General features: G+C 74.7%; 16 protein-coding genes. 6 read left to right on the top strand and 10 right to left on the bottom strand.

What is annotated here, in order from left to right; genetic code table 11:
- Positions 1–6 precede the first annotated feature (6 nt).
- Positions 7–2,751 (bottom strand): bifunctional acetaldehyde-CoA/alcohol dehydrogenase, encoded by a 2,745-nt coding sequence (gene adhE, locus NHH00_RS15050; protein ID WP_253053529.1) that lies wholly within the window; start codon positions 2,749–2,751, stop codon positions 7–9.
- Between the two features lie 209 nt (positions 2,752–2,960).
- Between adhE and NHH00_RS15045 the strand changes: the two genes are divergently transcribed.
- Positions 2,961–5,180 carry a prolyl oligopeptidase family serine peptidase gene (locus NHH00_RS15045; protein WP_253053527.1) on the top strand — a complete coding sequence of 740 codons (2,220 nt, stop codon included), beginning with the start codon at positions 2,961–2,963 and terminating at the stop codon, positions 5,178–5,180.
- A gap of 7 nt (positions 5,181–5,187) precedes the next feature.
- On the opposite strand, the gene NHH00_RS15040 is transcribed toward NHH00_RS15045, so the two are convergent.
- From NHH00_RS15040 to NHH00_RS15025, 4 genes are all read right to left on the bottom strand, one after another.
- Positions 5,188–5,514 carry a hypothetical protein gene (locus tag NHH00_RS15040; protein ID WP_253053525.1) on the bottom strand — a complete coding sequence of 109 codons (327 nt, stop codon included), beginning with the start codon at positions 5,512–5,514 and terminating at the stop codon, positions 5,188–5,190.
- Between the two features lie 446 nt (positions 5,515–5,960).
- On the bottom strand, positions 5,961–8,438 hold the full coding sequence (locus NHH00_RS15035) for a glycoside hydrolase family 65 protein (RefSeq protein WP_253053523.1): 2,478 nt from the start codon (positions 8,436–8,438) through the stop codon (positions 5,961–5,963).
- Positions 8,435–9,214, bottom strand: coding sequence for an HAD family hydrolase (locus NHH00_RS15030; RefSeq protein ID WP_253053521.1), 780 nt, complete (start codon positions 9,212–9,214; stop codon positions 8,435–8,437). The genes NHH00_RS15035 and NHH00_RS15030 overlap by 4 nt, the downstream gene beginning before the upstream one ends.
- Positions 9,215–9,383: 169 nt before the next feature.
- Positions 9,384–10,433 (bottom strand): hypothetical protein, encoded by a 1,050-nt coding sequence (locus tag NHH00_RS15025; protein WP_253053519.1) that lies wholly within the window; start codon positions 10,431–10,433, stop codon positions 9,384–9,386.
- A 173-nt stretch (positions 10,434–10,606) separates the two neighbouring features.
- Between NHH00_RS15025 and NHH00_RS15020 the strand changes: the two genes are divergently transcribed.
- Entirely contained in the window at positions 10,607–11,035 is a 429-nt protein-coding gene (locus NHH00_RS15020; RefSeq protein WP_253053517.1) for an ester cyclase, read from the top strand.
- Here NHH00_RS15020 and mnmA read toward each other — a convergent pair.
- Both mnmA and NHH00_RS15010 read right to left on the bottom strand, forming a co-directional pair.
- The gene (mnmA, locus tag NHH00_RS15015) at positions 11,008–12,186 is read right to left on the bottom strand and encodes a tRNA 2-thiouridine(34) synthase MnmA (protein ID WP_253053515.1); all 1,179 of its coding nucleotides are present in this window, start codon (positions 12,184–12,186) and stop codon (positions 11,008–11,010) included. The genes NHH00_RS15020 and mnmA overlap by 28 nt on opposite strands.
- Positions 12,183–13,466 carry a cysteine desulfurase family protein gene (locus NHH00_RS15010; RefSeq protein WP_253053513.1) on the bottom strand — a complete coding sequence of 428 codons (1,284 nt, stop codon included), beginning with the start codon at positions 13,464–13,466 and terminating at the stop codon, positions 12,183–12,185. The genes mnmA and NHH00_RS15010 overlap by 4 nt, the downstream gene beginning before the upstream one ends.
- Before the next feature lie 220 nt (positions 13,467–13,686).
- On the opposite strand from NHH00_RS15010, the gene NHH00_RS15005 reads away from it, so the two are divergent.
- Entirely contained in the window at positions 13,687–14,733 is a 1,047-nt protein-coding gene (locus tag NHH00_RS15005) for an aminoglycoside phosphotransferase family protein (RefSeq protein WP_253053511.1), read from the top strand.
- A gap of 96 nt (positions 14,734–14,829) precedes the next feature.
- Here NHH00_RS15005 and NHH00_RS15000 read toward each other — a convergent pair whose 3' ends face one another.
- The 3 genes from NHH00_RS15000 to NHH00_RS14990 form a co-directional block, all read right to left on the bottom strand.
- Positions 14,830–16,965, bottom strand: a complete 2,136-nt coding sequence (locus NHH00_RS15000; protein ID WP_253053509.1) for a PhoX family protein — start codon at positions 16,963–16,965, stop codon at positions 14,830–14,832.
- Between the two features lie 145 nt (positions 16,966–17,110).
- The gene (locus NHH00_RS14995) at positions 17,111–18,118 is read right to left on the bottom strand and encodes an electron transfer flavoprotein subunit alpha/FixB family protein (RefSeq protein ID WP_253053507.1); all 1,008 of its coding nucleotides are present in this window, start codon (positions 18,116–18,118) and stop codon (positions 17,111–17,113) included.
- 13 nt (positions 18,119–18,131) lie between these two features.
- The gene (locus NHH00_RS14990; RefSeq protein ID WP_253053505.1) at positions 18,132–18,947 is read right to left on the bottom strand and encodes an electron transfer flavoprotein subunit beta/FixA family protein; all 816 of its coding nucleotides are present in this window, start codon (positions 18,945–18,947) and stop codon (positions 18,132–18,134) included.
- 204 nt (positions 18,948–19,151) lie between these two features.
- Here NHH00_RS14990 and glgX point away from each other — a divergent pair, with 204 nt between their 5' ends.
- The 3 genes from glgX (at position 19,152) to NHH00_RS14975 (ending at position 24,489) form a co-directional block, all read left to right on the top strand.
- The gene (gene glgX / locus NHH00_RS14985) at positions 19,152–21,422 is read left to right on the top strand and encodes a glycogen debranching protein GlgX (RefSeq protein ID WP_253053724.1); all 2,271 of its coding nucleotides are present in this window, start codon (positions 19,152–19,154) and stop codon (positions 21,420–21,422) included.
- Positions 21,423–21,506: 84 nt separating this feature from the next.
- Positions 21,507–23,261, top strand: a complete 1,755-nt coding sequence (locus NHH00_RS14980) for an FAD-binding dehydrogenase (protein ID WP_253053495.1) — start codon at positions 21,507–21,509, stop codon at positions 23,259–23,261.
- Between the two features lie 58 nt (positions 23,262–23,319).
- Positions 23,320–24,489, top strand: a complete 1,170-nt coding sequence (locus NHH00_RS14975) for a hypothetical protein (RefSeq protein ID WP_253053493.1) — start codon at positions 23,320–23,322, stop codon at positions 24,487–24,489.
- The last annotated feature ends 4 nt before the right edge of the window (positions 24,490–24,493 follow it).

The following is a 24,493-nucleotide window of genomic DNA, read 5'->3' as shown; positions in this document are numbered from 1 at the left end:
GAAGGGTCAGCCGGCCGCCACGGTCTCGGCAGGCGGGGTCGCCGCCTGCCCGTCCTCGGTGCTCGCGCCCTCGTGGGCCGCGAGACGCTCTGCCCGCACGACCTCGCGGCTGCTGCCGCGGTAGGCCGCGACGAGGATGTCGCGCATGTCCTCCAGGACCGGCATCCGCGGGTTCGCCGGGGCGCACTGGTCCTCGAACGACCGGAGGGCGAGGTCGTCGAGGCGACTGAGGAACGCCGCCTCGTCGACGCCCTGCGCCGCGAACGTCGGCTCGATGCCGACCTTGGCGCGCAGCTCCTCGACCGCCTTCGCGTACGACTCGACGCCCTCCTCCGGGGTGGAGGCCGGCAGCCCGAGGTGCTTCGCGATCTCCTGGAACCGCTCCGGGGCCACGTAGCGCTCGTACTTGGGCCAGCTCGTGAGCTTGGTGGGCACCTGGCCGTTGTAGCGGATCACGTGCGGCAGGAGCACCGCGTTGGTGCGCCCGTGCACGAGGTGGAAGGTCGAGCCCACGGTGTGCGCCATGGCGTGCACGATGCCGAGCATCGCCGAGCCGAACGCCATGCCCGCGATGGTCGCCGCGTTGTGCATCTTCTCGCGCGCCTTCGGGGCCGCCGCACCCTGCGTGACCGAGTCCTCGATGTGCTCGAAGACCATCTTGATCGCCTGGAGGCACAGCCCGTCGGTGAAGTCGTTCGCGTAGACGGAGACGAACGCCTCGGTCGCGTGCGTGAGGGCGTCGAAGCCCGAGTCGGCCGCGAGCTTGGCGGGCATGGTGTCCGTGAGCACGGGGTCGACGATCGCGACGGTCGGGGTGAGCGCGTAGTCCGCGAGCGGGTACTTGAAGCCCGTCTCCGGGTCGGTGATGACCGCGAACGGCGTCACCTCCGCGCCGGTGCCCGACGACGTCGGGATGCACACGAGCTTCGCCTTGCCCCCGAGCTCGGGGAACTTGTACGCGCGCTTGCGCACGTCGAAGAACTTCTCGCGCATGTCGGAGAACTCGATCTCCGGGTGCTCGTACCGCAGCCACATGACCTTGGCCGCGTCCATGGGCGAGCCGCCGCCGATCGCGATGATCGTGTCCGGCTCGAAGTCGCGCATGGACTCGGCGCCGCGGTTCACGGTGCCGACGCTCGGCTCCGGCTCGACCGCGTCGATGATCTGGATCGCGACCTTCTCCTCGCGGCGTGCGAGGACGTCGAGCACGCGGTCGACGACGCCGATGCGGCTCATGACCTTGTCGGTGACGATCGTGACGCGGTGCACGTCGCGCATCTGCGCGAGGTACTGGATCGAGTTCGGCTCGAAGTACGTCTTCGCGGGCACCTTGAACCACTGCATGTTGTTGTTGCGCCGCCCGATCCGCTTGACGTTGATGAGGTTGACCGCCGACACGTTGTTCGACACCGAGTTCGCGCCGTAGCTGCCGCAGCCGAGCGTGAGCGACGGGAGCAGCGCGTTGTAGATGTCGCCGATGCCGCCGAGCGACGTCGGGCTGTTCCACAGCACGCGCACGGCCTTGACCCGCGCGCCGTAGCGCTCGACGAGCTCCTGGTCCGCCGTGTGGATCGCCGCCGAGTGGCCCAGGCCGTCGAGCTCGACCATGCGCTCCGCGAGGCGGACGCCGTGCTCGGTGTCGCGCGCACGCAGCACCGCGAGGACCGGGGTGAGCTTCTCGCGGCTCAACGGCTCCTGCGGGCCCACGTCGTCGATCTCCGCGAGGATGATCGACGTGTCGTCGGGGACCTCGAAGCCGGCCTCGCGCGCGATCCACACGGGCGACTTGCCCACGACCTTCGGGTTGAGCTTCGCGCCGGCGCAGTTGGTGCCGCTCGCCTCGACGCCGAAGATGAGGCGCTCGAGCATCGCCTTCTCGGCGGGCGTCGTGCGGTAGGCGTGCAGCCGGGCCAGCTCGCGCATCGCGTCGTCGTAGACGACGTCGTCGAGAATGAGCGCCTGCTCCGACGCGCAGACCATGCCGTTGTCGAACGCCTTCGACATGACCACGTCGTTGATCGCGCGGCCGAGGTCGGCGCTCTTCTCGACGTACGCGGGGACGTTGCCCGCGCCGACGCCGAGCGCCGGCTTGCCGGCCGAGTAGGCCGCGCGGACCATGCCGTTGCCGCCCGTCGCGAGGATGAGCGCGACGCCCGGGTGGTGCATGAGGGTGTTGGTCGCCTCGATCGAGGGGTGCTCGACCCACTGGATGCAGTCGTCGGGCGCACCGGCGGCCACGGCGGCGTCCCGCACGATGCGGGCCGCCTCGACCGACGAGCGCTGCGCGCTCGGGTGGAAGGCGAACACGACGGGGTTGCGCGTCTTGAGCGCGATGAGCGACTTGAAGATGGTGGTCGACGTCGGGTTGGTCACCGGCGTCACGGCGCACACCACGCCGACCGGCTCGGCGATCTCGACGACGCCCGTCAGCTCGTCGCGGCCGATGATGCCGACCGTCTTGAGGTTCGCCATCGAGTTGGGCACGTGCTCGCACGCGAAGATGTTCTTCGTCGCCTTGTCCTCGAACACGCCGCGCCCGGTCTCGGCGACGGCCAGCTGCGCGAGGTGACCGTGCTGGTGCAGGCCCGCGACCGAGGCCTTGAGGACGATCCGGTCGACGTCCTCCTGCGTGAGGCTCATGTACTGGTCGAGCGCCTTGCGGGCTCGCTCGACGAGGACGTCGATCTCGTGCGCGGTGCGCGTGTCCTCGGTGCGGGTCTCGACCTTCGTGCCGGCGCTCTTCGCGCTCATGCGTCCCCTCCGGTGCCCGGCCGGGCCGGGCGTCGGGCCGCGGGTGCTGCCGGGGCCGGATTGCCCCGGCTCCTTCAGCGGTCTCTCTACTTGTGAATGTTTTCACAAGCCCCTGGGCGCGGCAAGGCCCCGCGGCCGTTCGGGGCCCAAGGTCCCGGCACCCTCGTGACCTCCGCACCACCGCCCCCGCCGCCGTAGGGTGGGGGACCATGACCGCCGAGCAGACGACGAGCCCCTCGCTCTCGCCCGAGAGCCCCACCGAGACCCCGCTCCCCGACGACGGCGCGCCCCACGACCCGTACCTGTGGCTCGAGGACGTCGAGGGGGACGAGGCCCTGACCTGGGTCCGTGCACGCAACGCCGAGGTCGCCGACACGCTCGAGACCGCCGACGAGTTCGCCACGACCGAGCGCGCGATCCGCGAGGTGCTCGACTCGGACGCGAAGATCCCCGAGGTCTCGAAGATCGGCGACCGGTACTACAACTTCTGGCGCGACGCGCAGCACGAGCGCGGGCTCTGGCGCCGCACGACGCTCGAGTCCTACCGCACCGACGACCCGGAGTGGGAGACCGTGCTCGACCTCGACGCGCTCGCCGCGGCCGAGGGCGAGTCGTGGGTCTGGCACGGCGCGAGCGTCCTGCGCCCGACGCCGGAGCAGCTTGCCGCAGGCGAGCCGTGGCGGCACGCGCTCGTCGAGCTCTCCCCCGGCGGCTCCGACGCCGACGTCACGCGCGAGTTCGACCTCGTCGAGAAGCGGTTCGTCGCGCCCGAGGACGGCGGCTTCCACCGCGCCGAGGCCAAGGGCTCGCTCGGCTGGATCGACGCCGACACCGTGTACGTCTTCACCGACTTCGGCGAGGGCACGCTCACGCCGTCGGGGTACCCGCGCGTGGTCAAGCGCTGGACGCGCGGCACCCCGCTCGACGAGGCCGTGACGGTCTACGAGGGCACCGACGAGGACATGTACATCTCCGCCTGGCGGTCGCACACGCCCGGGTTCGAGCGCGACTTCGTGCACCGCTCCAAGGCGTTCTACGCCGACGAGCTCTACCTCGCCGAGCGCACCGGCACGCCCGAGCAGCGCCTGACGAAGATCGACGTGCCCGACTCCGCCGAGGTCGGCGTCCGGCGCGAGTGGATGCTCGTGGAGCTCCGCGACGACTGGGCCGTCGGAGGCGCGACGCACCGCGCGGGCTCGCTCCTCGTCGCGCGGTTCGACGACTTCCTCGCGGGCGACCGCGGCTTCACCGTGCTCTTCGAGCCCACGGCGACGACGTCGCTCGCCGGCGCCACGTGGACGCGCCACCACCTCGTCGTCAACGTGCTCGACGACGTGAAGAACCGCCTGCACGTGCTGACGCCGCCGGACGCCGCCGGCCCCGGGGGCGCCGTCGGGCAGGAGGCCGCGGACGCGCCGTGGGTGCGGTCGGAGATCCCCGGCCTGCCGGAGCTCGGCACGGTCGCCGTCGGAGCCGTCGACCCCGTCGACTCCGACGACCTGTGGCTCGTCACGACCGACTACCTCACGCCCACGACGCTCTCGCTCCTGTCGCTCGGCGAGCGGCCGGGCGACGCGGGTGCACCGGAGGTCGTCAAGTCCAACCCCGCGTTCTTCGACGCCGACGGCATGACCGTCGCCCAGCACTTCGCCACGTCCGACGACGGCACGCGCGTGCCGTACTTCGTCGTCGGCCGCGCGGACCTCGTCGCGGGCGCGGGCGACGGCGGCACGGGAGCCGCGCCGACGCTGCTGTACGGGTACGGCGGCTTCGAGATCTCGCTCACGCCCGCGTACTCGGGCGCGCTCGGCCGCGCCTGGCTCGCGCGGGGCGGCGTCTACGTCGTCGCGAACATCCGCGGCGGCGGCGAGTACGGGCCCGCCTGGCACCAGGCCGCGCTCAAGGCGAACCGCCACCGCGCCTACGAGGACTTCGCCGCCGTCGCGCGCGACCTCGTGGCCCGCGGGATCACGACGCACGAGCACCTCGGCATGGAGGGCCGCTCCAACGGCGGCCTGCTCGCGGGCAACATGCTCACGCAGTACCCCGAGCTCTTCGGCGCCGTGATCGTCGGCGTCCCGCTGCTCGACATGCGCCGGTACACGAAGCTGCTCGCCGGGGCGTCGTGGGCGGCGGAGTACGGCGACCCGGACGACCCCGAGCAGTGGGAGTTCATCCGCACGTTCTCGCCGTACCACCTGTTCGACGCCGAGCGCGAGTACCCGCCCGTGCTGTTCACGACGTCGACCAAGGACGACCGCGTCCACCCGGGCCACGCGCGCAAGCTCGCCGCGAAGATGCTCGGCGAGGGCAAGGACGTCACCTACTACGAGAACATCGAGGGCGGCCACGGCGGCGCCGCCAACAACGCCCAGGCCGCCCACATGGCCGCGGTCCACTACCGCTTCCTCGCCGAGCGTCTCGGCTGACGCCTCGTCAGGAGTCGTCCGCGGCGACGGGGACCAGCACCACCTCGTCGTCGCGGACCACGATCTTCTCGTCCGGGCACACCGGCCCGTCGACGACCTCCTCGGCGCCCGACGCCCGCACGACCGTCACGTCACCCGGCGTGCAGCCGTAGTCGAGGAGCACGACGCCGCCGTCGGCGGTCACCTCGGCCTCCTCGTCCCCCGTACGGACGACCACGTCACCCCGGCTGTCGTTGGCGACCTCCAGGTCCCCACCGCCGTCGCACGCCGACAGCACCGCCCCCACGACGACCGCGACTGCAACGGTCCACGCGCGCACGTACCGACGACCCATCTCTTCCCCCCGCGCCCGACCCACTCTCGTCGGCAACCTACCGCCGTCGGCGCATCGCGACCTGGGACGACACGAGGAGGTTCCGGGCAGTTTCCCGCGAGCGTACCCGGCGCGTTGCCAGGTCCGGTGCCGGCGTGATCGGGCCGCGGCGTGCGCTCGCTCGCAGCCCGCAGACCGGGTCCGCGGCGAGCGTGGTCCCGGGGCGAGACCGACACCGCGGGCGGTCGCCCGGGTGTGCGACGACCAGGGCAAGACGGAGCAGGGCGGGGTGGGTGGTGGTGCCGCGTCGTGGCGGGCCTGGCGGGAGCCGCGAGGAACGAGCGGCGGATGGTAGACGCGGCACCACCACCCACCCCGACCACCCCACCCGACCACACGCCGTCGAACACAAGAACCACGGCTCTACCTCACGCAACCACGGCTCTACCTCGGCGAGACGCGAGTGCTCAGGAGTGCGGAACCGTCGCGGTGATGAGGGTGCCGTCGTCGCGGCGGTTGCCCGAGAGCGCGCGCAGGCTCGGGCGGCCGGGACGTACCGGGCCCTGGCCGTCGAGCGCGACGCGCGTGACCTCGCCCGGGACGACCTTGACGCGCTCGCCGCGCACGCTGACCTGGGCGCCGTCGCCGGTCTCGGCGTCGAGCTCGATCGCGTCGGGGAGCACGGTGACGCGCAGGCGCGAGCCGTGCCACTGGACGCGGAACGTCAGGGACTCCCACTCCTGCGGCAGCCGCGGGTCGAAGGTCAGGTCGCCGTCGGAGTCGCGCATGCCGCCGAACCCGCACGCGAGCGCGGACCAGGTGCCGCCCGCGGAGGCGACGTGCACGCCGTCGGCCGCGTTGGCGTGGAGGTTCGCGAGGTCGACGAACAGCGACGACACGAAGTACTCGAGCGCGAGCTCGTGGTACCCGACCTCGGCCGCGACGATCGACTGCACGACGCCGGACAGCGTCGAGTCGCCCGTGGTCAACGGGTCGTAGTACTCGAAGTCGGCGAGCTTCTCCTCCGCCGTGAAGTGCTGGCCCTGCAGGAACAGGGCGAGCACGACGTCGGCCTGCTTGAGCACCTGGTAGCGGTAGATGACGAGCGGGTGGTAGTGCAGCAGCAGCGGTCGCTTGTCCGCGGGCGTGTGCGCGAGGTCCCAGATCTCGCGCTCGAGGAAGTGCGAGTCCTGCGGGTGGATCCCGATGCTCTCGGCGTACGGGATCGACATGTGGTCCGCCGCGCGGACCCACTCCGCCGCCTCGTAGGCGCCGAGCCCGAGCCGGTCCACGAGGAGCGCGTAGTCCTCGGGGTGCTCGGCCTTCATGCGCTCGACGACGATCGCGGCCGCGCGCAGGTTGAACCGTGCCATGACGTTGGTGAAGAGGTTGTCGTTGACGACGGTCGTGTACTCGTCGGGGCCGGTCACGCCGTGGATGTGGAAGTTGTCGTCGCCGTTGGCGCGCCAGAAGCCCAGGTCCTCCCACATGCGGGCGGTCTCGACGAGGATGTCGACGCCCTCGCGGCGCAGGAAGTCGACGTCCCCCGTGGCGCGCACGTACTGCACGAGGGCATAGCTGACGTCGGCGTCGATGTGGTACTGCGCGGTACCGGCGGCGTAGTAGGCGGACGCCTCCTCGCCGTTGATGGTGCGCCAGGGGAAGAGAGCGCCCTTCTGCGACAGCTCGCCGGCACGACGGCGGGCGGCGTCGAGCATCTGGTAGCGGAACCGCAGCGCGTTGCGCGCGTACCGGGGGCTCGTGTACGTGAGGAACGGCAGGACGTAGATCTCGGTGTCCCAGAAGTAGTGCCCGCTGTACCCGGAGCCCGTGAGGCCCTTGGCGGGGACGCCGTTGCCCTCGGCCCGCGCCGTGGCCTGGGCGAGCTGGAACAGGTTCCAGCGCACGGCCTGCTGGATGCCGGGCTGGCCGGGGACCTCGACGTCGGAGCGTGCCCAGAAGTCGTCGAGCCATTCGCGCTGGAGCGAGAGCTGGCCGTCGACGCCGGTCTCCCGCGCGCGGTCGAGCGTGCGGCGGCAGCGGTCGACGAGCTCGCGCGACGGCACGCCGCGCGACGTGTGGTACGCGACGAGCTTGGTGAGCCGGATGGGGCGGCCGGGCTCGGCGTGGACGCGGAACACGTGCTTGGCGAGGTCCTCGTCGACCTGCGTGCGGACGTCCCACTCGTTCTCGGTCTCGAGCAGGTCGTCCGCCGCGACGGCGAGCGTCATGCCCGAGTTCGTGGCGCGGTAGGAGAGGACGAGCCGCTCGTCGTCGCCCCACTGGGACTGCGGCTGGAGCACCCGACCGGAGAACTGGTCGGTCTTGCGCGGGTCGAACCCCTCGCCGAGCGAGGCGGAGCGCACGTGGTACTCGTCCTGCCCGTCCTGGCGGTTGAGGATCTGCGACGAGATCGCGACGGGCGCCGCGGCGTCGAGCAGCGTGACCTCGAACGTCATGATCGCCAGGTGCCGCTCGACGAACGACACCATGCGCTCCGAGCGGACCTGCACGCGCTTGCCCGACGGCGTCCGCCACAGCAGCTCGCGGCGCAGGACGCCGTCGCGCAGGTCGAGCGACCGCTCATAGTCGACCAGGTCGGCGACGGGCAGCAGGAGCGGCTCGTCGTCCACGTAGAGCCGGATGACCTTCGCGTCGGGGACGTTGACGATGGTCTGCCCGACGCGCGCGAACCCGTACGCCTCCTCGGCGTGCCGGATCGACCAGGTCTCGTGGAAGCCGTTGACGAACGTGCCGTGCGAGTGGGACTCCCGCCCCTCCTCGACGTTGCCGCGCATGCCGAGGTAGCCGTTCGCGACGGCGAAGAGGGTCTCGGTCACGCCGAGGTCCTCGGCCGAGAACTGCGACTCGACGAGCCGCCACGGCTCGGCCGGGAAGCGCAGGCGGTCGACGGTGCTCTGCTCGTCGGCGGTCTTGCGGATCACGCGCCCGCCTCCTCGCCGGCCGGTGCGGCGTCGGCCTGCGCGGCCACGGCGGCGCGCGGGCGGTCGAGGACCGTCGCGTCCAGCTCGCCCAGGTCGCTCACGACGACGTCGGCCCCGTGCGCGCGCAGCGCGTCGGTGCCCACGCCGCGGTCGACGCCGAGCACGAGCCCGAAGTCCCCGGCGGCACCGGCCTGGACGCCCGAGAGCGCGTCCTCCACGACGACCGCCTCCGCGGCCGGGACGCCGAGCAGCTCGGCCGCGCGCAGGTAGGTGTCCGGAGCGGGCTTGCCCGCGATGTGCTCGCGCGCGGCGACGTTCCCGTCGACGACGACGTCGAACCGGTCCGCCAGCCCCGCGGCGGCGAGGACCGCGGGCGTGTTCCGCGACGACGACACGACCGCGACGGCGGCGCCCGCCCCGGTCACGGCGTCGAGGAAGCGCACGGAGCCCGGGTAGGGCGTGATGCCCTCGTCCGCGAACATGCGGTTGACGATCTCGTCCTTGCGGTTGCCCAGCGCGCTCACCGTGCCCTCGCCGGGCGCGTCCGTGACCTCGCCGCGCGGCAGCTCGACGCCGCGCGACGCGAGGAACGTCGCGACGCCGTCGTACCGGGGCTTGCCGTCGATCGACGCGAAGTAGTCCGCGGCGGTGTACGGGGCGAGGCCGTGCGCGGCGCAGTACGGCGCGAACAGCCGTTCCCAGGCGCGCATGTGGAGCTCGGCGGTCGGCGTGAGCACGCCGTCGAGGTCGAACAGCACGGCTCGCAGGACGGGCATGGGGGTCCTTCGCGGTGGGGGGACGGGTCGGCGCGGAGGACACGTCCGTGCCGTCCGGAGAGCCGGGGCACGGCCGTCCGCACGTCGCCGTCGTGACCGCCGCGCGGGGTCAAGCGTACGCACGACGGGCGGTGTGCGGGAAGCCGCCGAGCCGACGCCCAGGCGGCGCTCAGGCGTGGGCGCGCTCCGCCAGCACGTCGGCGACGCGGCCCAGGTTCGCGAGGAGGGCGCGGTGCTCGTCGGGGGTGCCCGCGACGCCGCGACCGGGCCCTCCCCCGGCACCCCGGGGGGCGCCCAGGAGCGTGACGTCGTCGAGCGCGGGCAGCGGGAGCCCGATCCGGCGCCACGGCACGCTCACCAGGTCGGCGAGCTCGCCCAGCGCGGGGCCGGCGCACTGCGACACCTGTGCGGGCGGGAGCGCGGCCCACAGGCCGACGCCCCGCTCGACCGCGCGCGCGACGGTCTCCCACGTCTTCTCGTCCCACGGCCCGAGCGCGAGACCGACGGCGTCGGCGCCTGCGAGCACGACGGGCGCCACGCCCACCCAGGCGCCTCCCACGTGGACGACCGTCGACGCCGACGCGGCGCGTGCGGCGTCGAGCACGGGCCGCAGCCCGTCCACGATGTCCGGGCCGGGCACCGCGCGCAGGCGCGAGTAGCCCGAGAACGACGGGAGCACGCCCGCCCCGACCTGGGCGAGCAGCGGCTCGTCGACCTGCACGACGACGTCCGCCCCGGGGACCTGCCGGCGCACCTGCGCGACGTGGTCGCCCACGGCCACCGCGAGCGCCTCGACGACCTCGCGCACGGCGCCCCGGTCGGACAGCACGCGGTCGCCCCGGGCGAGGTAGACGTCCGCGGCGAGCGTCCACGGCCCGGTGACGGTCACGGCGAGCCTGCCCGAGTACCCCGCCCCCGCGATGGCGAGCGCCTCCAGGTCCTCGCGCAGGAACGCCTCGGCCCGCCGCCGGTCCGCGCCGCCGTGGTCGGCGAGCTTCCAGCCGTGCGGACCCAGCTCGACGGGCAGCTCCGGCAGCAGCGCGGCGGTGCGCCCGGTCGCGTCCGCGCCGGGTCCGCGCCCCGGGAGCTGGACGAGGAACGGCACCCCGCGCACGCCCGTCGGGACCTCGGCGAGGTCGCCGAGCACCGTGAGCTGCGCCTCCAGCACGTCCGCTCCCTCGCCGCCGGGCCACGGGCCGAGCCCGCTCACCGCGGTCATGCCGCACCCCCGTGCGAGCGCTCGCCCCGGGCGTCGCCCGGCCTCTCGTCACGAACCACGTGCCGTCCACCTCTCTCCAGGAGCACACTGGGAAACCGAGCCGTGCCGCGACCCCGCCGGGGTCCGGGGGCCGCGCGGCCACCGAGCACGAGGGTGTGCGGAAGGGCTCCGACATGGGCACGCACGAGAACAAGGCCACGGCGGTCGCCGTGCACACGCGGGCGATCCCCGGCAACCACGGCGACGCGCTCGCGACGCTGCTCGGGCCCGGGTTCCGCAACCACGACACCTCGCCGGGCTGCGAGGGCGGCGTCGACGCCCTCCTCGCGATGATGCACTGGTACGACGAGGCGTTCGAGGACCAGCGCGTCGAGGTCCTGCACGCCGTCGCGGAGGGCGACCTCGTCGCGCTGCACGTCGAGCTCAGCGCGCGTCACACCGGGTTCTTCCGCGGCGTCGCGCCGACGGGGCGGCGCTTCCGGGTGCGCGAGATGCACGTGCTGCGCTTCGCCGAGGGCCAGGAGGTCGAGCACTGGTGCGTGCGCGACGAGTCGGCTCTCGTGCGCGCGCTCGCTCACCCCGCGCCCGTCGGCGTCGGCTGACCGGCCGACCGGTCTGCCGACCGTGCCGCCGCGCGGTAGGCACGGTCCACCGTGGCCTGGCCGAGCACGCGCGGCCCGTCGTAGACGACGAGCGACTGCCCGGCCGCGACCCCGCGGAGCGTCGTGCCCGTGAGCTCGACCTCCATCGCGTCGCCGGCGGCCCGGACCCGGGCCGCGACCGGCGCACCGTGCGCGCGGACCTGCACCTCGACGTCGGCGCGCTCCCCCGGCGCCGGGCGCGCGCCGTCGAACCAGACCGCCGCGCCGGCCTCGATGCGGTCGACGCTCAGCAGCTCGGCCGGGCCGACGACCACACGGTTGCTCGCGGGCTGCACGTCGAGCACGTACCGCGGGCGACCGTCCGGCGCGGGGCGGTCGATGCCGAGGCCCTTGCGCTGGCCGACGGTGTACGCGTAGGCGCCGTCGTGCTCGCCGAGCACCGTCCCCTCCGCGTCGACGATCTCGCCCGGGCGCGCGCCCAGGCGGTCGCGGAGGAAGCCCTGCGTGTCGCCGTCGGCGACGAAGCAGATGTCGTACGAGTCGGGCTTCGCGGACACCGACAGCCCGCGCCGCGCCGCCTCGGCGCGCACCTCGTCCTTCGACGCGAAGTCCCCGAGCGGGAACATCGCGCGCGCGAGGCGCTCCGGCCCCATGACGGCGAGCACGTAGGACTGGTCCTTCGCCTCGTTCGGGGAGCGGTGCAGCTCCCGCACGCTGCGCACCCCGCCCGAGGCGGACGCGTCGGGCACGTCGCGCGTCACGACGCGCGCGTAGTGGCCCGTCGCGACGGCGTCGAAGCCGAGCGCCGTCGCCTTGTCGAGCAGCGCCTCGAACTTGATGTGCTCGTTGCACCGCACGCACGGGTTGGGCGTGCGCCCGGCCTCGTACTCGGCGAGGAAGTCGGCGACGACCGTGTCCTCGAACCGCTCCGAGAGGTCCCACACGTAGTACGGGATGCCGAGCACGTCGGCTGCGCGCCGCGCGTCCCCCGCGTCCTCGATCGAGCAGCACCCGCGCGATCCGGTGCGGAACTGGTCGCGGTTGCGCGACAGCGCCATGTGGACGCCCACGACCTCGTGCCCCGCCTCGACCGCGAGCGCCGCGGCGACGGCCGAGTCGACGCCGCCCGACATGGCGGCGAGGACCCTCACGCGGCACCGCCCGCGCGGGTCGGGACCGCGGTGCGGGTCGGAGCAGCGGCACGCGTCGGGCCGGACGCGAGACCCGCCGCCCGCGCTCGCTCGACGGCGGGGGGCAGCGCGTCGAGGAGGCGCGCGACGTCGTCGGGCGTGGACGTGACGCCGAGCGAGAACCGCAGCGCGCCGCGCGCGTCCTGCTCCGGCACGCCCATCGCGAGGAGCACGTGCGACGGCTGCGGCACGCCGGCCTGGCAGGCCGAGCCGGTCGACGCCTGCACGCCCGCGGAGTCGAGCAGGTAGAGGAGCGAGTCGCCCTCGGCCCCGGGGAACGTGAAGTGCGCGTTGCCCGGCAGGCGGGCGGCGTCGCGTCCGCCGGCCCCCGGCTCGGGGCCGCTGAGGACGGCGTCCGGGACCCGCCCGCGGACCCCCGCCACGAGCGCGTCGCGCAGCGCCGCGAGGTGCGCCGCGCGCTCGTCGCGGTGCGCGACGGCCTCGGCGACGGCGACGCCGAACGCGCGGATCGCGGGCGCGTCGAGCGTGCCGGAGCGCACGCCGCGCTCCTGGCCTCCGCCGTGCAGGACCGGGGTGAGGGGCGCGTCGCGCCGCGCGACGAGCGCGCCGACGCCGACGGGCCCGCCGAGCTTGTGGCCGGACACGGTCATCGCGTCCAGACCGCTCGCCGCGAAGTCGACCGGGACCTGACCGACTGCCTGGACCGCGTCGGAGTGCACCGGGATGCCGTGCGGACGCGCGAGCTGGACGACCTCCTGGACGGGCTGCAGCGTCCCGACCTCGTTGTTGGCCCACATGACGGAGATCAGCGCGATCTCCTCGGCGTGCTCGGCGACCTCGGCACGCAGCGCGGCGAGGTCCACGCGGCCCTCGCCGTCGACGGGCAGCAGGACGATCTCGGCGCCCGCGTGCTCGGCCATCCAGAACGCGGGGTCGAGCACCGCGTGGTGCTCGACCGCCGAGACGACGATCCGCCGACGGCGCGGGTCGGTCGTGCGGCGGCCCCAGAACAGGCCCTTGATCGCGAGGTTGTCCGCCTCGGTGCCCCCCGCGGTGAACACGACCTCGCTCGGGCGCGCGCCGAGCGCCGCGGCGATCGACTCGCGCGCCTCCTCGACCGTGCGGCGGGCGGCGCGCCCCGCGGCGTGCAGCGACGACGGGTTGCCGGTGCGCGACAGCTCGTCGACGAGGGCCTCGCGCGCCGCCACGGACAGCGGCGTCGTGGCGGCGTGGTCGAGGTAGGCCGCCGGCGCGGGGACGGGGCCGGAAGGGTGGGTCACGATCACCCAGTCTACGGAGCACCCGGGCGCGTCCGGTCCGAGGAGTGAGCGGCGCTGGACATCGCGGCGAGAAGCGCTAGGTTGTCAGAGGTCTGCGCCCGGCCGTCGCCGGGCGCTCGTCCCGGTCGCAGGACCGCCGTCGCGCGCCACACGTCGCCGCGGGACGGGAGCGCGCCGACGACGAGACCGTCCAGCCACCGACAGGGGAAGTGGCATCTCGATGCCCGACGACGCCGCACCGCCCGCCGTCGAGGCCGCCGGAGACGTCCCGGTCGCCTCGGGCGGTGGCCGCCTGCTCTGGAGAGACCTGCCGCTCTCGCTGCGCGACGAGCTCGAGGCGGTCGCCGGCGGCCGGGTCGTGCAGGAGCGCTCCGTCTCGGCCGGGTTCAGCCCCGGGCTCGCGTCCGTCCTCACGTTCGACGACGGCTCCCGCCTCTTCGTCAAGGCGGCGCGGACCGCGGACGAGCCCGTGGCGGCCAACCTCCACCGCGCCGAGGCGAAGGTCGCGACGCGGCTGCCGCGCGAGGTCCCCGCCCCGCGCTTCGCGTGGGGCCACGGTGACGGCGACTGGATCGCGCTGGCGTTCGCCGTCGTCGACGGGCACGTGCCCGCCACGCCCTGGGACCCCGACGAGCTCGACCGGGTCCTGGCCACCCTCGTCCGCCTCGCGTCGGTCCCGGGGGCCCGCGCGATGCGGCTGCCGCCGACCGGGCCCGACTTCGCCGACATGGCGACCGGGTGGCGTGCGCTGCGCGACGACCCCGACCCGCGACTGGCCGCCGTCGCGCCGTGGGCGGCCTCGCACCTCGACGCGCTCGCGGAGGCCGAGCGCGGGGCGCTCGTGGCGTGCGAGGGCGAGTCGTTCGTGCACGGCGACCTGCGCGCCGACAACGTCCTCCTCACGCCGGAGAAGGTCTACGTCGTCGACTGGCCGCACGCGTCGCGCGGCGCGGCGTGGCTCGACCTCGCGATGTTCCTGCCGAGCGTCGTGATGCAGGGCGTGGTGGACGTCTGCGAACCGGTCACGGTGAGTGCCGACCCGGCGCGCCGCGCGCGCGGCGGCGCGTGGGCGGCGTCGACCTTCGCGGCGCACCCCCTCGGGGGCGACGTGCACCCCGCCGACCTGCGGTCGGTCGTCGCCGGGATCGCCGGGTACTTCCTGCACTCCGCGCGCAAGCCCGCCGTCCCGACGATCCCCCGCCTGCGCGCGTTCCAGCGCGCCCAGGGCGTCGCCGCCCTCGCGTGGCTGGAGCACCTGGGCCTCTGAGGCTCCCGGACGGGACGGGTCTCCCGGAGGTGCGGCGGACGACGAGGGGTCCGGCGCCGTCGCGACGCCGGACCCCTCGGCCGTGCGGGAGGCGCGTCAGTCGCGCCACACCTGGACGACGGAGGGCCGCGGGCCGGCGAACGCGCCCGTCGGGACCGGGGTGCCCGGCGTCAGGTAGTCGGGGAAGTACGACGCCTGCGCGTCGAACGACCCGTCCTCGCCCGGGTGCTGGACCGCCACGTAGACCATGCGGTCCGCCGAGTCGACGAGCGGCCCGCACGTCTCGGCGCCGCGCGGCACCGAGAGGAACTGCTCGACGCGACCGCGCTCGCGGCCGTCGAGCGTGACCTTGAACAGGCCGTCGCACTTCTGGATCGTGCTGGGCTGCCCGTCGGTGGAGATCCACAGGTTGCCCTCGGCGTCGAACGCGAGGTTGTCCGGGCAGGAGATCGGGGAGACCTTCTCCTTCGGGTAGCCCGAGAAGTAGGTCGAGGCGTTCGTCGCCGGGTCGCCCGCGACGAGCAGCAGGTTCCACCGGAACGTCAGGGCGGCGGCGTCGTCGCCGTCCTCGACGATCTCCACGACGTGGCCGTCGCGGTTGGTGTTGCGGGGGTTCGGCTCGGTCGCGGCCTCGACCGCCGCGGGCCCGCGCGAGGTGTTGTTGGTGCACGCGACGTAGACGCGGCCCGTGACCGGGTTGGGCTCGACGTCCTCGGGGCGGTCCATCTTCGTGGCCCCGACCTGGTCCGCCGCGACGCGCGTGTAGACGAGCACCTCCTCGAGGCTCATGCCGGGGACCTGGCTCCGCCCGTCCAGGACGAGCGGGACCCACTCGCCCCGGCCGTCGAACGCGCCGTCGGACGGCACCGCGCCCGACCCGTCGATCTCGGACGCGGGCGAGTCGCCGCGGAACCTCGCGACGTACAGCGAGCCCTCGGTGAGCAGCGTCTTGTTGTGGCGGCGGGCGCCGTCGCTGTTGCCGGGGCGCATGGTGCGCGAGGAGACGAACTTGTAGACGTAGTCGAAGCGCTCGTCGTCGCCCATGTACGCGACCGCGTTCCCGCGGCGCGAGAGGATCACGTTGGCGCCCTCGTGCTTGAAGCGGCCCAGTGCGGTGTGCTTCACCGGCGGCTCGTCCGGCGCGTACGGGTCGATCTCGACGATCCAGCCGAAGCGGTTCGGCTCGTTCTCGTAGCCGGGGTTGCGGGCGTCGAACCGCGGGTCGTCGAGCTCCCAGCCGTACCCCGTCGCGGCGTCGCGCAGGCCGTAGCGCGCGTCGTGGCCCGTGCCCGACGTCCGGAAGTAGCCGTTGTAGTTCTCCTCGCCCGACAGCACGGTGCCCCACGGGGTCGTGCCGCCCGCGCAGTTGTTGAGCGTGCCCAGCACGCGCGTCCCCGACGGGTCCGCGACGGTCTTGACGAGGTCCGAGCCGGCCGCCGGACCGGTCAGGCGGAACTCGGTCGCCAGGTGCACGCGGCGGTTGTACCGGCTGTCCGCGACGTAGTCCCACGGGGTTCCCGTGCGGCGGCGGCTCACCTCGACGACGGACATGCCGTGCGCGGCGCGCTCGATGGCGCGGCGCGTCGGGGCGTCGTACGAGGCGTCGAACATGATCGCCGGGTTGGTGTACTCGTGGTTCGCGACGAGCAGGCCGCGCGTGCCCCGGCCGGGGCCCTTGCCCTTGCCCTGGGCGCCCGCGAGGGCGTGCTGGCGCTCGAACGGCAGGATGTCGAGGTAGTCGTTGTTGTAGCCGAACTGTCCCGCCTGGGCCTCGGGCGTCTGGCGAGCGACGTCGAACGGCTGGGCGCCGCGCAGGATCGGGTCGCCCCAGCGGATCACGGGCCGCCACCGGTAGCCCTCGGGGACGACGAACGCGTCGCGCGCCGCGGGCTGGGGCGAGATCGCGCCGAAGGCGAGCCCCTTCTGCGGGCGCCCACCGCCGTGGCCGCCACCGTGGCCGGGCAGCCCCTGGGCGGCGGCGGGCGCGGCGCCGACGGTCTGCGCGCCGAGCACGACGGCGGCGGCACCGACCGCGAGCCCGCCGAGCAGCGCACGGCGCGACATCGCGCCGGCGACGACGTCGCGGAACGTCTCGTTGGCGCTCTCGTTGGGGACCGGGTGCGAGCACGCGTCCGCGCACTTCAGCCGGCAGGTGACGGGGCTGCGCTTGCCGCGCGCGTGCGGCGCGACGGAGAGCAGGGGGCGATGCTCGGGGGCAGGCGTGATCGTCATCGGTCGTCTCCACGGGTCGGGGGGGCCTCCCCGTCACCGGGGAGTCGGCCCGACGCTAGGAACGATCGGTGACCAGCGGGCCACCGCCCGGAGGACGCCGGGTGAACTCTCGGCACCGGCTGGTCGCCCGCTGGGCGGCGACCGGCTACCCCTGCGACGCGCGGTGCTCGCGCAGCACCTCGGCCGCCTGGGGCAGCACGTCCGCGAGGTCGCCCACGACCGCGAAGTCCGAGATCTCGAACAGCGGGCACTCCGGGTCGTTGTTCACGGCGACGATCACCTGCGAGGCCTGCATGCCGCCGCGGTGGTGCGGGGCGCCGGAGATGCCCGCGCCGATGTACAGGCGGGGGGCGACGGTGACGCCCGTCTGGCCGACGAACTGGTCGTGCCAGCCTTCGTAGACGGCGTCGCGCGTCGCGCCCACGGCCGCGCCGAGCGCGTCGGCGAGCTCGGTGACGGGACCGAAGTCGCCGTTGGTGCCACGACCCCCGGCGACGACGATCGCCGCCTCGCCGAGCGCCGGGCGACCCGCGCCGGCCGACTCGTCGACCGTGCGGGACACGACGCGCGCCGCGGTCGCAGCGGGCGAGAGCTCGACGCGCAGCGCCTCGACCTCGGTCGCGACGGCCGCGTCCGCGGGCTGCGGGACGACGGAGTTGGCGCGCAGCGTGAGCACCGCGGGGTCGGTGAGGATCTCGCTGCGCACGTCCCACGACCCCGCGAAGACGCGCTTGTCCGCGACGAGGTGCGTGCCGCCGTCGGTCAGCGCGGACGCGTCGATCACCAGGCCGGCCTCGGTGAGGAACGCGAGGCGCGCCGCCGCCTCCTTGTTCGGGAAGGACGACGTGAGCAGGACGGCGTCGGCGTGGGACGCGCGCGCCGCGGCGGCGAGGACCTCGGCCACGACGGGCGTCAGGTGCAGCGCGTCACCGGTCACGACCTCCCCGCCCGACGACGGCTCGGCCTGGCGCACGAGCGCGACGCCGTGGGCGCCGAGCTGGGCGAGGACGTCGACGCTCGGCGCCTCCAGCGCGACGGCCTCGACGCGCCCGAGCGAGCGGCCGACGGTGATCAGCTCCAGCACGGGCGAGCGCAGCTCGGTGCCGGCGGAGTCGAGGAGGACGAGGACGGTACGGGTCCCGGGGGTGCTCATGGGCGGACGCCTCTCAGACCAGGTCGTTGCGGATGAGGAACTCGGCCAGGGCGCGTCCGCCCTCGCCCTTGTCGACGACGATCTCGGCGTCGGGACGCGGCGGGCGGGGCGACGCGTCGGTCACGCGCGTGCGCGCGCCGGCGTCGCCGACGAGCGCCGGGTCGACGCCGAGGTCGGCGAGGGTCCACGCCTCCACCGGGCGCGTGCGCGCCGCCATGATGAGCTTGAAGTTGGGCATGCGCGGGTCGTTCGCGTGGTCGGTCACGGACACCACGGCGGGGAGCGGCGCCTCGAGGACCTCCTCGACGCCGTCGAGCTCGCGCGTCACGCGCGCGCTGCGTGCGCCCGGCTCCCCCTCGACCTCGAGCTTCCCGGCGAGCGTGAGCTGCGGCAGCCCGAGCTCCGCCGACAGGAGCGCCGGGACGACCGAGCCGAGCCCGTCGAGCGCCGCCATGCCGGTCACGACGACGTCCACCGGCGCCTCGTCCGCGAGGCGGCGCACCGCGGCGGCGAGCACGCGCGCGGTGCCGAAGTAGTCGGAGCCCGCGATCGCGTCGTCGCTCACGCGCACGCCGCGGTCCGCGCCGAGCTGGTAGGAGCGGCGCACGGCGCCGTCGGCGTCCGGCCCGGCCACCGTGAGGACGATCACCTCGCTGGTCTCGCGCTCGGCCTCGGGCAGCGCCTCCTTGAGGCGCAGCGCGGCCTCGACCGCGTTCTCGTCGAGCTCGTTGAGCGTCCCCTCGTCGGCCCGGCGCACGACGCGCCCGCCCTCGAAGCCCCGGTCGGCGTGGATGTCCGGGACGTACTTCACGGCGACGACGATCCGCATCGGCTGCTCTCCCTGTGCGCTGGGCGGTCGGCCGGAGAGGTTCCCGGCCCGCTCGGGGAAGCCTACCGGCGGGCGGCGGGAGGAGCCGGTGACACCCGCCACAATGGACGGGTGCACGTGCCCTCCGACCCGAGCCCCCTCCCCCCGGCCACCGGCGAGCCCGCGCGCCCGGCCGCGCCGGGACGCGTCGACCGGCACGCCCTCGTGCCGCCGCTCGGCGTCCGCGTCGTGGGCGACGGCGTCGACGTCGCCGTCCTCGCGTCGCACGCGACCGCCGTCGAGCTGTGCCTCGTCGACGTCGTCGACGACGCGCTGCCCGCGCACGACCCCGCCCGCTACCGCGAGCGCCGCGTCCCGCTCGCCGGGCCGGCGTACGGCGTCTGGCACGCCCACGTCCCGGGCGTCCGCGCCGGGCAGCGCTACGGGTTCCGCGTCCACGGGCCCTGGGACCCCGCCGCCGGGCTGCGGCACAACCCTGCGAAGCTGCTCGTCGACCCGTACGCGCGAGGCCTCGTGGGAGAGCTCGTCGACGACCCCGCGATCCACGGGCAGGTCGGCGACGACCCGTACGGCCCGGCGGACGCGCGTGACTCGCTGCCGTTCGTCCCGCACGCGGTGGTCGTGGCCGAGCCCGCGGGCGCGCTGGCGCCCCGACCGCGCGTCCCCTGGCGCGACACCGTGGTCTACGAGGCGCACGTGCGCGGCCTCACGCAGCGGCTCCAGGCCCTGCCCGAGCACCTGCGCGGCACGTACGCGGGCGTCGCGCACCCGGCGACGATCGAGCACCTGCGGTCGCTCGGCGTGACGACGGTCGAGCTGCTCCCGGTGCACGCGAACGTGCCCGAGCCGCACCTCCTCGCGAGCGGGCGCACCAACTACTGGGGCTACTCGACCCTCGGGTTCTTCGCGCCCCACGCCGCGTACGCGACGCGCGCCGCCCAGGAGGCCGGGCCGGGCGCCGTCCTCGACGAGGTGCGCGGCATGGTCCACCTGCTGCACGAGGCGGGGATCGAGGTGCTGCTCGACGTCGTGCACAACCACACGTGCGAGGGCGGCGCGGACGGCTACCACCTGTCGTGGCGCGGGCTGGACAACGCCGGGTACTACCTGCACGACGGCGGCTCGCCCGCACGCCTCGCCGACGTCACCGGGACGGGCAACTCGCTCGACTTCCGGCGGCCCGCCGTGGTGCGGGCCGCCCTGGACTCGCTGCGGTACTGGGCCGAGGTCGTCGGGGTCGACGGGTTCCGGTTCGACCTCGCGGTCACGCTCGGGCGCGGAGCATCCGGGTTCGACCCCGACCACCCGTTCCTCGTCGCCCTCCAGACGGACCCGGTGCTGTGCGGGCTCAAGCTCGTCGCGGAGCCGTGGGACGTGGGACCGGGCGGCTGGCGGACCGGGCAGTTCCCGCCGCCGCTCGCCGAGTGGAACGACCGGTTCCGCGACGCGGCGCGCCAGTTCTGGCTCGCCGACGCGCGCGAGGCGTCGCACGGGCGTCCCGGCCACGGCGTGCGCGACCTCGCAACCCGGCTCGCGGGCTCGGCCGACCTGTTCGGCCACTCCGACCCGCCGCTGCTGCGCGGACCCGTCGCATCGGTGAGCTACGTGACCGCGCACGACGGGTTCACGCTCGCCGACCTGGTCGCGTACGACCACAAGCACAACCTCGCGAACGGCGAGGACAACCGCGACGGGACGGACGACAACCGGTCGTGGAACCACGGCCTCGAGGGCCCGGTCGTGGCCACGGACGCACGGGCGGGCGGTGGCGCCGGGCTCGACGCGCTCGGGCTCGGCGTGGAGATCGCGCCCCTGCGCCGCCGGTCGATCCGCAACCTCCTCGCGACGCTCGTCCTCGCCGCGGGCACCCCCATGCTCACCGCGGGCGACGAGATGGGCCGGACGCAGCGCGGCAACAACAACGCCTACGTGCAGGACGACGAGACGTCCTGGGTCTCGTGGGACCTCTCGCCGTGGCGCGAGGACCTGCTCGCGACGGCGCGGTACCTGCTCGCCGTGCGGCGCGCGCACCCCGCGCTGCGGCCCGACACGTTCTTCACCGGACGGCCCCGCGCCACGGGGGCCGCGACGGACGCCGCGACGCGGCACGGGGCGGACGGCGTCGGCGTGCCCGACCTCGTGTGGTTCGACGCCGACGGCGAGCTCCTGGACCACGCGGCGTGGCACGACCCTGCCGTCCGGACGCTCCAGATGCTGCGGACCGCGCCCGAGCCCGGCGACGCCGACGTGCTGGTCGTCCTCGCCGGCGCCCTCGACCCCGTGGACGTCACGCTCCCGGGCGTGCGCGCGGCGGCCGGCGCCGACCCCGAGCGCTGGGACCTCGCGTGGGACTCCGACTGGGAGCACCCCGACGACCGGGACCGCGCGAACGGCGACGGCACCGCCCACGCGGGCGACGTCGTCGGGCTCGAGGCCCTGAGCCTGCGCGTCTACGTCTCCACCCCGCCGAGGTAGAGGCGTGGTCGCGCGAGGTAGAGGCGTTGTCGCACGCGCCCACCGGGCCCGCCCAGGTCTGGACACGTGCTCTACTCTTCCCGCATGAGTGACAGCGCGGTCGACTCCCCCGTCAGCTCCCCCAGGATCGAGGACCCCGAGGTCGTCGTCGTGGGGGCCGGCCTCGCAGGGCTCGTCGCGGCGACCGAGCTCACCGCGGCGGGGCGCCGGGTCGTCCTGCTCGACCAGGAGCCGGCCGCGAGCCTCGGCGGCCAGGCGTGGTGGTCGTTCGGCGGCCTGTTCCTCGTCGGCTCGCCCGAGCAGCGGCGCATGGGCGTCACGGACTCCGCCGAGCTCGCGTTCGACGACTGGCTCGGGTCCGCGCGGTTCGCGCCCGGCGCGGACCGCGGCGAGGGCCCCGACCGCCACGGGTACGCCTGGGCGCGCGGGTTCGTCGACTTCGCGGCCGGGGAGATGCGCGGCTGGCTGCACGACAAGGGCGTGCGGTGGTTCCCGCTCGTGCAGTGGGCCGAGCGCGGCGGGTACCCGGTGCGCTCGGGCGCCGACGGGTCCGCGGCCGGCGCCCACGGCAACTCCGTCCCCCGGTTCCACGTCACGTGGGGCACCGGGCCGGGGATCCTCGAGCCGTTCGTCCGCGCCGCGCTCGACGCCCGGGCCGCGGGTCTGCTCGACCTGCGGTTCCGGCACCGGGTCACGTCGCTCGTCGTGACCGACGGCGCGGTGACGGGCGTGCGCGCGGAGGTCCTCGCGCCGTCGGACGTCGAGCGCGGCGCGCCGTCGTCGCGCGAGGTCGTCGGCGAGGTCGAGATCGCGGCGAGCGCCGTCGTCGTGACGTCGGGCGGCATCGGCGCGAACCACGAGCTCGTGCGTTCCCGCTGGCCGCAGGCGGCGGGCCGGCTGCCCGCCCGCATGCTGTCCGGCGTCCCCGACTCGACCGACGGGCTCATGATCGGCGTCGCCGCCGACGCGGGCGCGGCCCTGGTGCACGAGGACCGCATGTGGCACTACCCGGAGGGGATCGCGAACCACTCGCCGGTGTGGACGGACCACGGGATCCGCATCCTGCCGGGTCCGAGCTCGCTGTGGCTCGACGCCGACGGCAACCGGCTGCCCGCCCCGCTGTTCCCCGGGTTCGACGCGCTCGGCGCGCTCCAGCACGTCACCGAGCGCGGCGACGACCACTCCTGGTTCGTGCTCAACAAGGCGATCATGGAGACCGAGTTCGCGCTGTCGGGCTCCGAGCAGAACCCCGACCTCACCGGCAAGGACGTCCGGCTGCTCGCGCAGCGCGTGCTGCCGGGCGCCGTGGGGCCGGTGGCACGCTTCGCGGAGCAGTCGCCCGAGTTCGTGTGGGCCGACACGCCCGAGGAGCTCGCGGCCGGGATGAACGCGCTCGTGGACGCGACCCCAGGATCGCGCGGCCACGTCGACGCCGACGCCCTCGCGCGCATCGTCCATCTGCGCGACGAGCAGGTCCGCACCGGCCTCGGCAAGGATCCGCAGGTCGTCGCGACGGCGATGGCGCGGCGCTACCGCGTCGACCGGCTCATCCGCGTCTCGCCCCCGCGCCCGCTCACCACGCCCAAGGACGGCCCGCTGCTCGCCGTGCGCCTGTCCGTGCTCACGCGCAAGACGCTCGGCGGGCTGTGGACCGACACGTCCGCGCGCGTGCTGCGCGCCGACGGCTCCGTGCTGCCCGGTCTGTGGGCCGCGGGCGAGGCGGCGGGCTTCGGCGGCGGCGGGGTGCACGGGCACCGCGCGCTGGAGGGCACGTTCCTCGGCGGGTGCCTGTACTCCGGCCGCGTCGCCGGCCGCAGCCTCGCGGCCGAGCTCGGCTGAGGCGAGGCGCGGCGGGCCTGCGCCGGGCGCGGGTGCCCGGCCGCTAGGGTCGGCGACCATGACCGTGCCCGACGACGCGTCCCCGACTGCGGCACCCGGCGCACCCGCCGCGGTCGACCACCTCGACGCCCGTGCGTGCGAGCGCGTCTTCCGCCGCAACGGGCTCCCGCTCCTCGTGGAGGGCCACTCGCTCGACCGCGACGTGTTCGGGCGCTCGGCGCCGTTCCTGCTCGTCGTGCTGCTCGCCGAGCTGAGCGGCGCGATCCGGTCCGGCTGGCCCGCCTGGGCGAACGCGCTCGCGCTCGTCGGCGGCGCCGCGATCCTCGCCGCGGCGTACGCGGGCCTCAACGTGCTGCGCGGGCGCCCGTGGTCGACCCTGCCGCAGTCCGTCGGGGTCCCCGAGCTCGCGTTCTTCGTGCTCGTGCCCGCGCTGCTGCCGGTCGTCTTCGGGGGCCAGTGGGGCGACGCGCTGCTCACGGCCGTCGGGAACCTCGTGCTGCTGGGCGTGGTGCGCGTCGTCGTCGGGTACGGCGTGCTGTCGTCGCTGTGGTGGGGGCTCGCGCGCGTGACCGACGAGCTCGGCGCCGCGCTCCTGCGGCTCGTGCGGCTCCTGCCCCTGCTGCTCGTGTTCTCGCTCGTGCTGTTCTACAACGCGGAGGTCTGGCAGGTGTTCGACCGCACGCACGGCGTCGCCGACGTCGCCCTCGGCGCGTTCTTCGCGCTGCTCGTCGTGCTGTTCGTCGGCCTGCGTTCCCCGGCCGAGGCCCGCGCGGCGCTCGCCGGGTCGGCGGGGGACGTGCCCGGGCGCGAGCGGGCGGCCCGGTTCAGCCGCGGGCAGACGGCGAACCTCGCGACGATGATCGCCACGAGCCAGCTCCTGCAGGTCCTCGTGGTGAGCCTCGGCATGGGCGTGTTCTTCATGGCCCTCGGGACGCTCACCGTCACGCCCGAGGTCATGGCCCTGTGGGACGTCGACGGCGGCACGTGGCGGCGGACGCTCTCGCTCGCCGGCGGGGGCGGTGTCGGGGGCGCGGACCTCGTGGTCACGCAGACGCTCGTGCGCGTCTCGGTCGCGATCGCGACGTTCACCGGCCTGTACTACGCCATCTCCGTCCAGGTCGACGCCGTGTACCGCGAGGAGTTCGTGGACGGCATCGAGACGCAGCTGCGTGACGTGCTCGCGGTCCGGGCCCGCTACCTCGACCTGCTCGCGGCCGACCGCCGCTGACCCC

This window comes from Cellulosimicrobium cellulans (assembly GCF_024124905.1).
Lineage (GTDB): Bacteria > Actinomycetota > Actinomycetes > Actinomycetales > Cellulomonadaceae > Cellulosimicrobium > Cellulosimicrobium cellulans_G.
This window is presented reverse-complemented; position numbering and strand designations above follow the sequence as displayed.

Excerpts from the sequence above, each read along its gene's own strand:
- adhE (WP_253053529.1), bottom strand. The coding sequence starts at position 2,751 with ATGAGCGCGAAGAGCGCCGGCACGAAGGTCGAGACCCGCACCGAGGAC.
- NHH00_RS15045 (WP_253053527.1), top strand. The coding sequence starts at position 2,961 with ATGACCGCCGAGCAGACGACGAGCCCCTCGCTCTCGCCCGAGAGCCCC.
- NHH00_RS15040 (WP_253053525.1), bottom strand. The coding sequence starts at position 5,514 with ATGGGTCGTCGGTACGTGCGCGCGTGGACCGTTGCAGTCGCGGTCGTC.
- NHH00_RS15030 (WP_253053521.1), bottom strand. The coding sequence starts at position 9,214 with ATGCCCGTCCTGCGAGCCGTGCTGTTCGACCTCGACGGCGTGCTCACG.
- NHH00_RS15025 (WP_253053519.1), bottom strand. The coding sequence starts at position 10,433 with ATGACCGCGGTGAGCGGGCTCGGCCCGTGGCCCGGCGGCGAGGGAGCG.
- NHH00_RS15020 (WP_253053517.1), top strand. The coding sequence starts at position 10,607 with ATGGGCACGCACGAGAACAAGGCCACGGCGGTCGCCGTGCACACGCGG.
- NHH00_RS15005 (WP_253053511.1), top strand. The coding sequence starts at position 13,687 with ATGCCCGACGACGCCGCACCGCCCGCCGTCGAGGCCGCCGGAGACGTC.
- NHH00_RS15000 (WP_253053509.1), bottom strand. The coding sequence starts at position 16,965 with ATGACGATCACGCCTGCCCCCGAGCATCGCCCCCTGCTCTCCGTCGCG.
- NHH00_RS14995 (WP_253053507.1), bottom strand. The coding sequence starts at position 18,118 with ATGAGCACCCCCGGGACCCGTACCGTCCTCGTCCTCCTCGACTCCGCC.
- NHH00_RS14990 (WP_253053505.1), bottom strand. The coding sequence starts at position 18,947 with ATGCGGATCGTCGTCGCCGTGAAGTACGTCCCGGACATCCACGCCGAC.
- NHH00_RS14980 (WP_253053495.1), top strand. The coding sequence starts at position 21,507 with ATGAGTGACAGCGCGGTCGACTCCCCCGTCAGCTCCCCCAGGATCGAG.
- NHH00_RS14975 (WP_253053493.1), top strand. The coding sequence starts at position 23,320 with ATGACCGTGCCCGACGACGCGTCCCCGACTGCGGCACCCGGCGCACCC.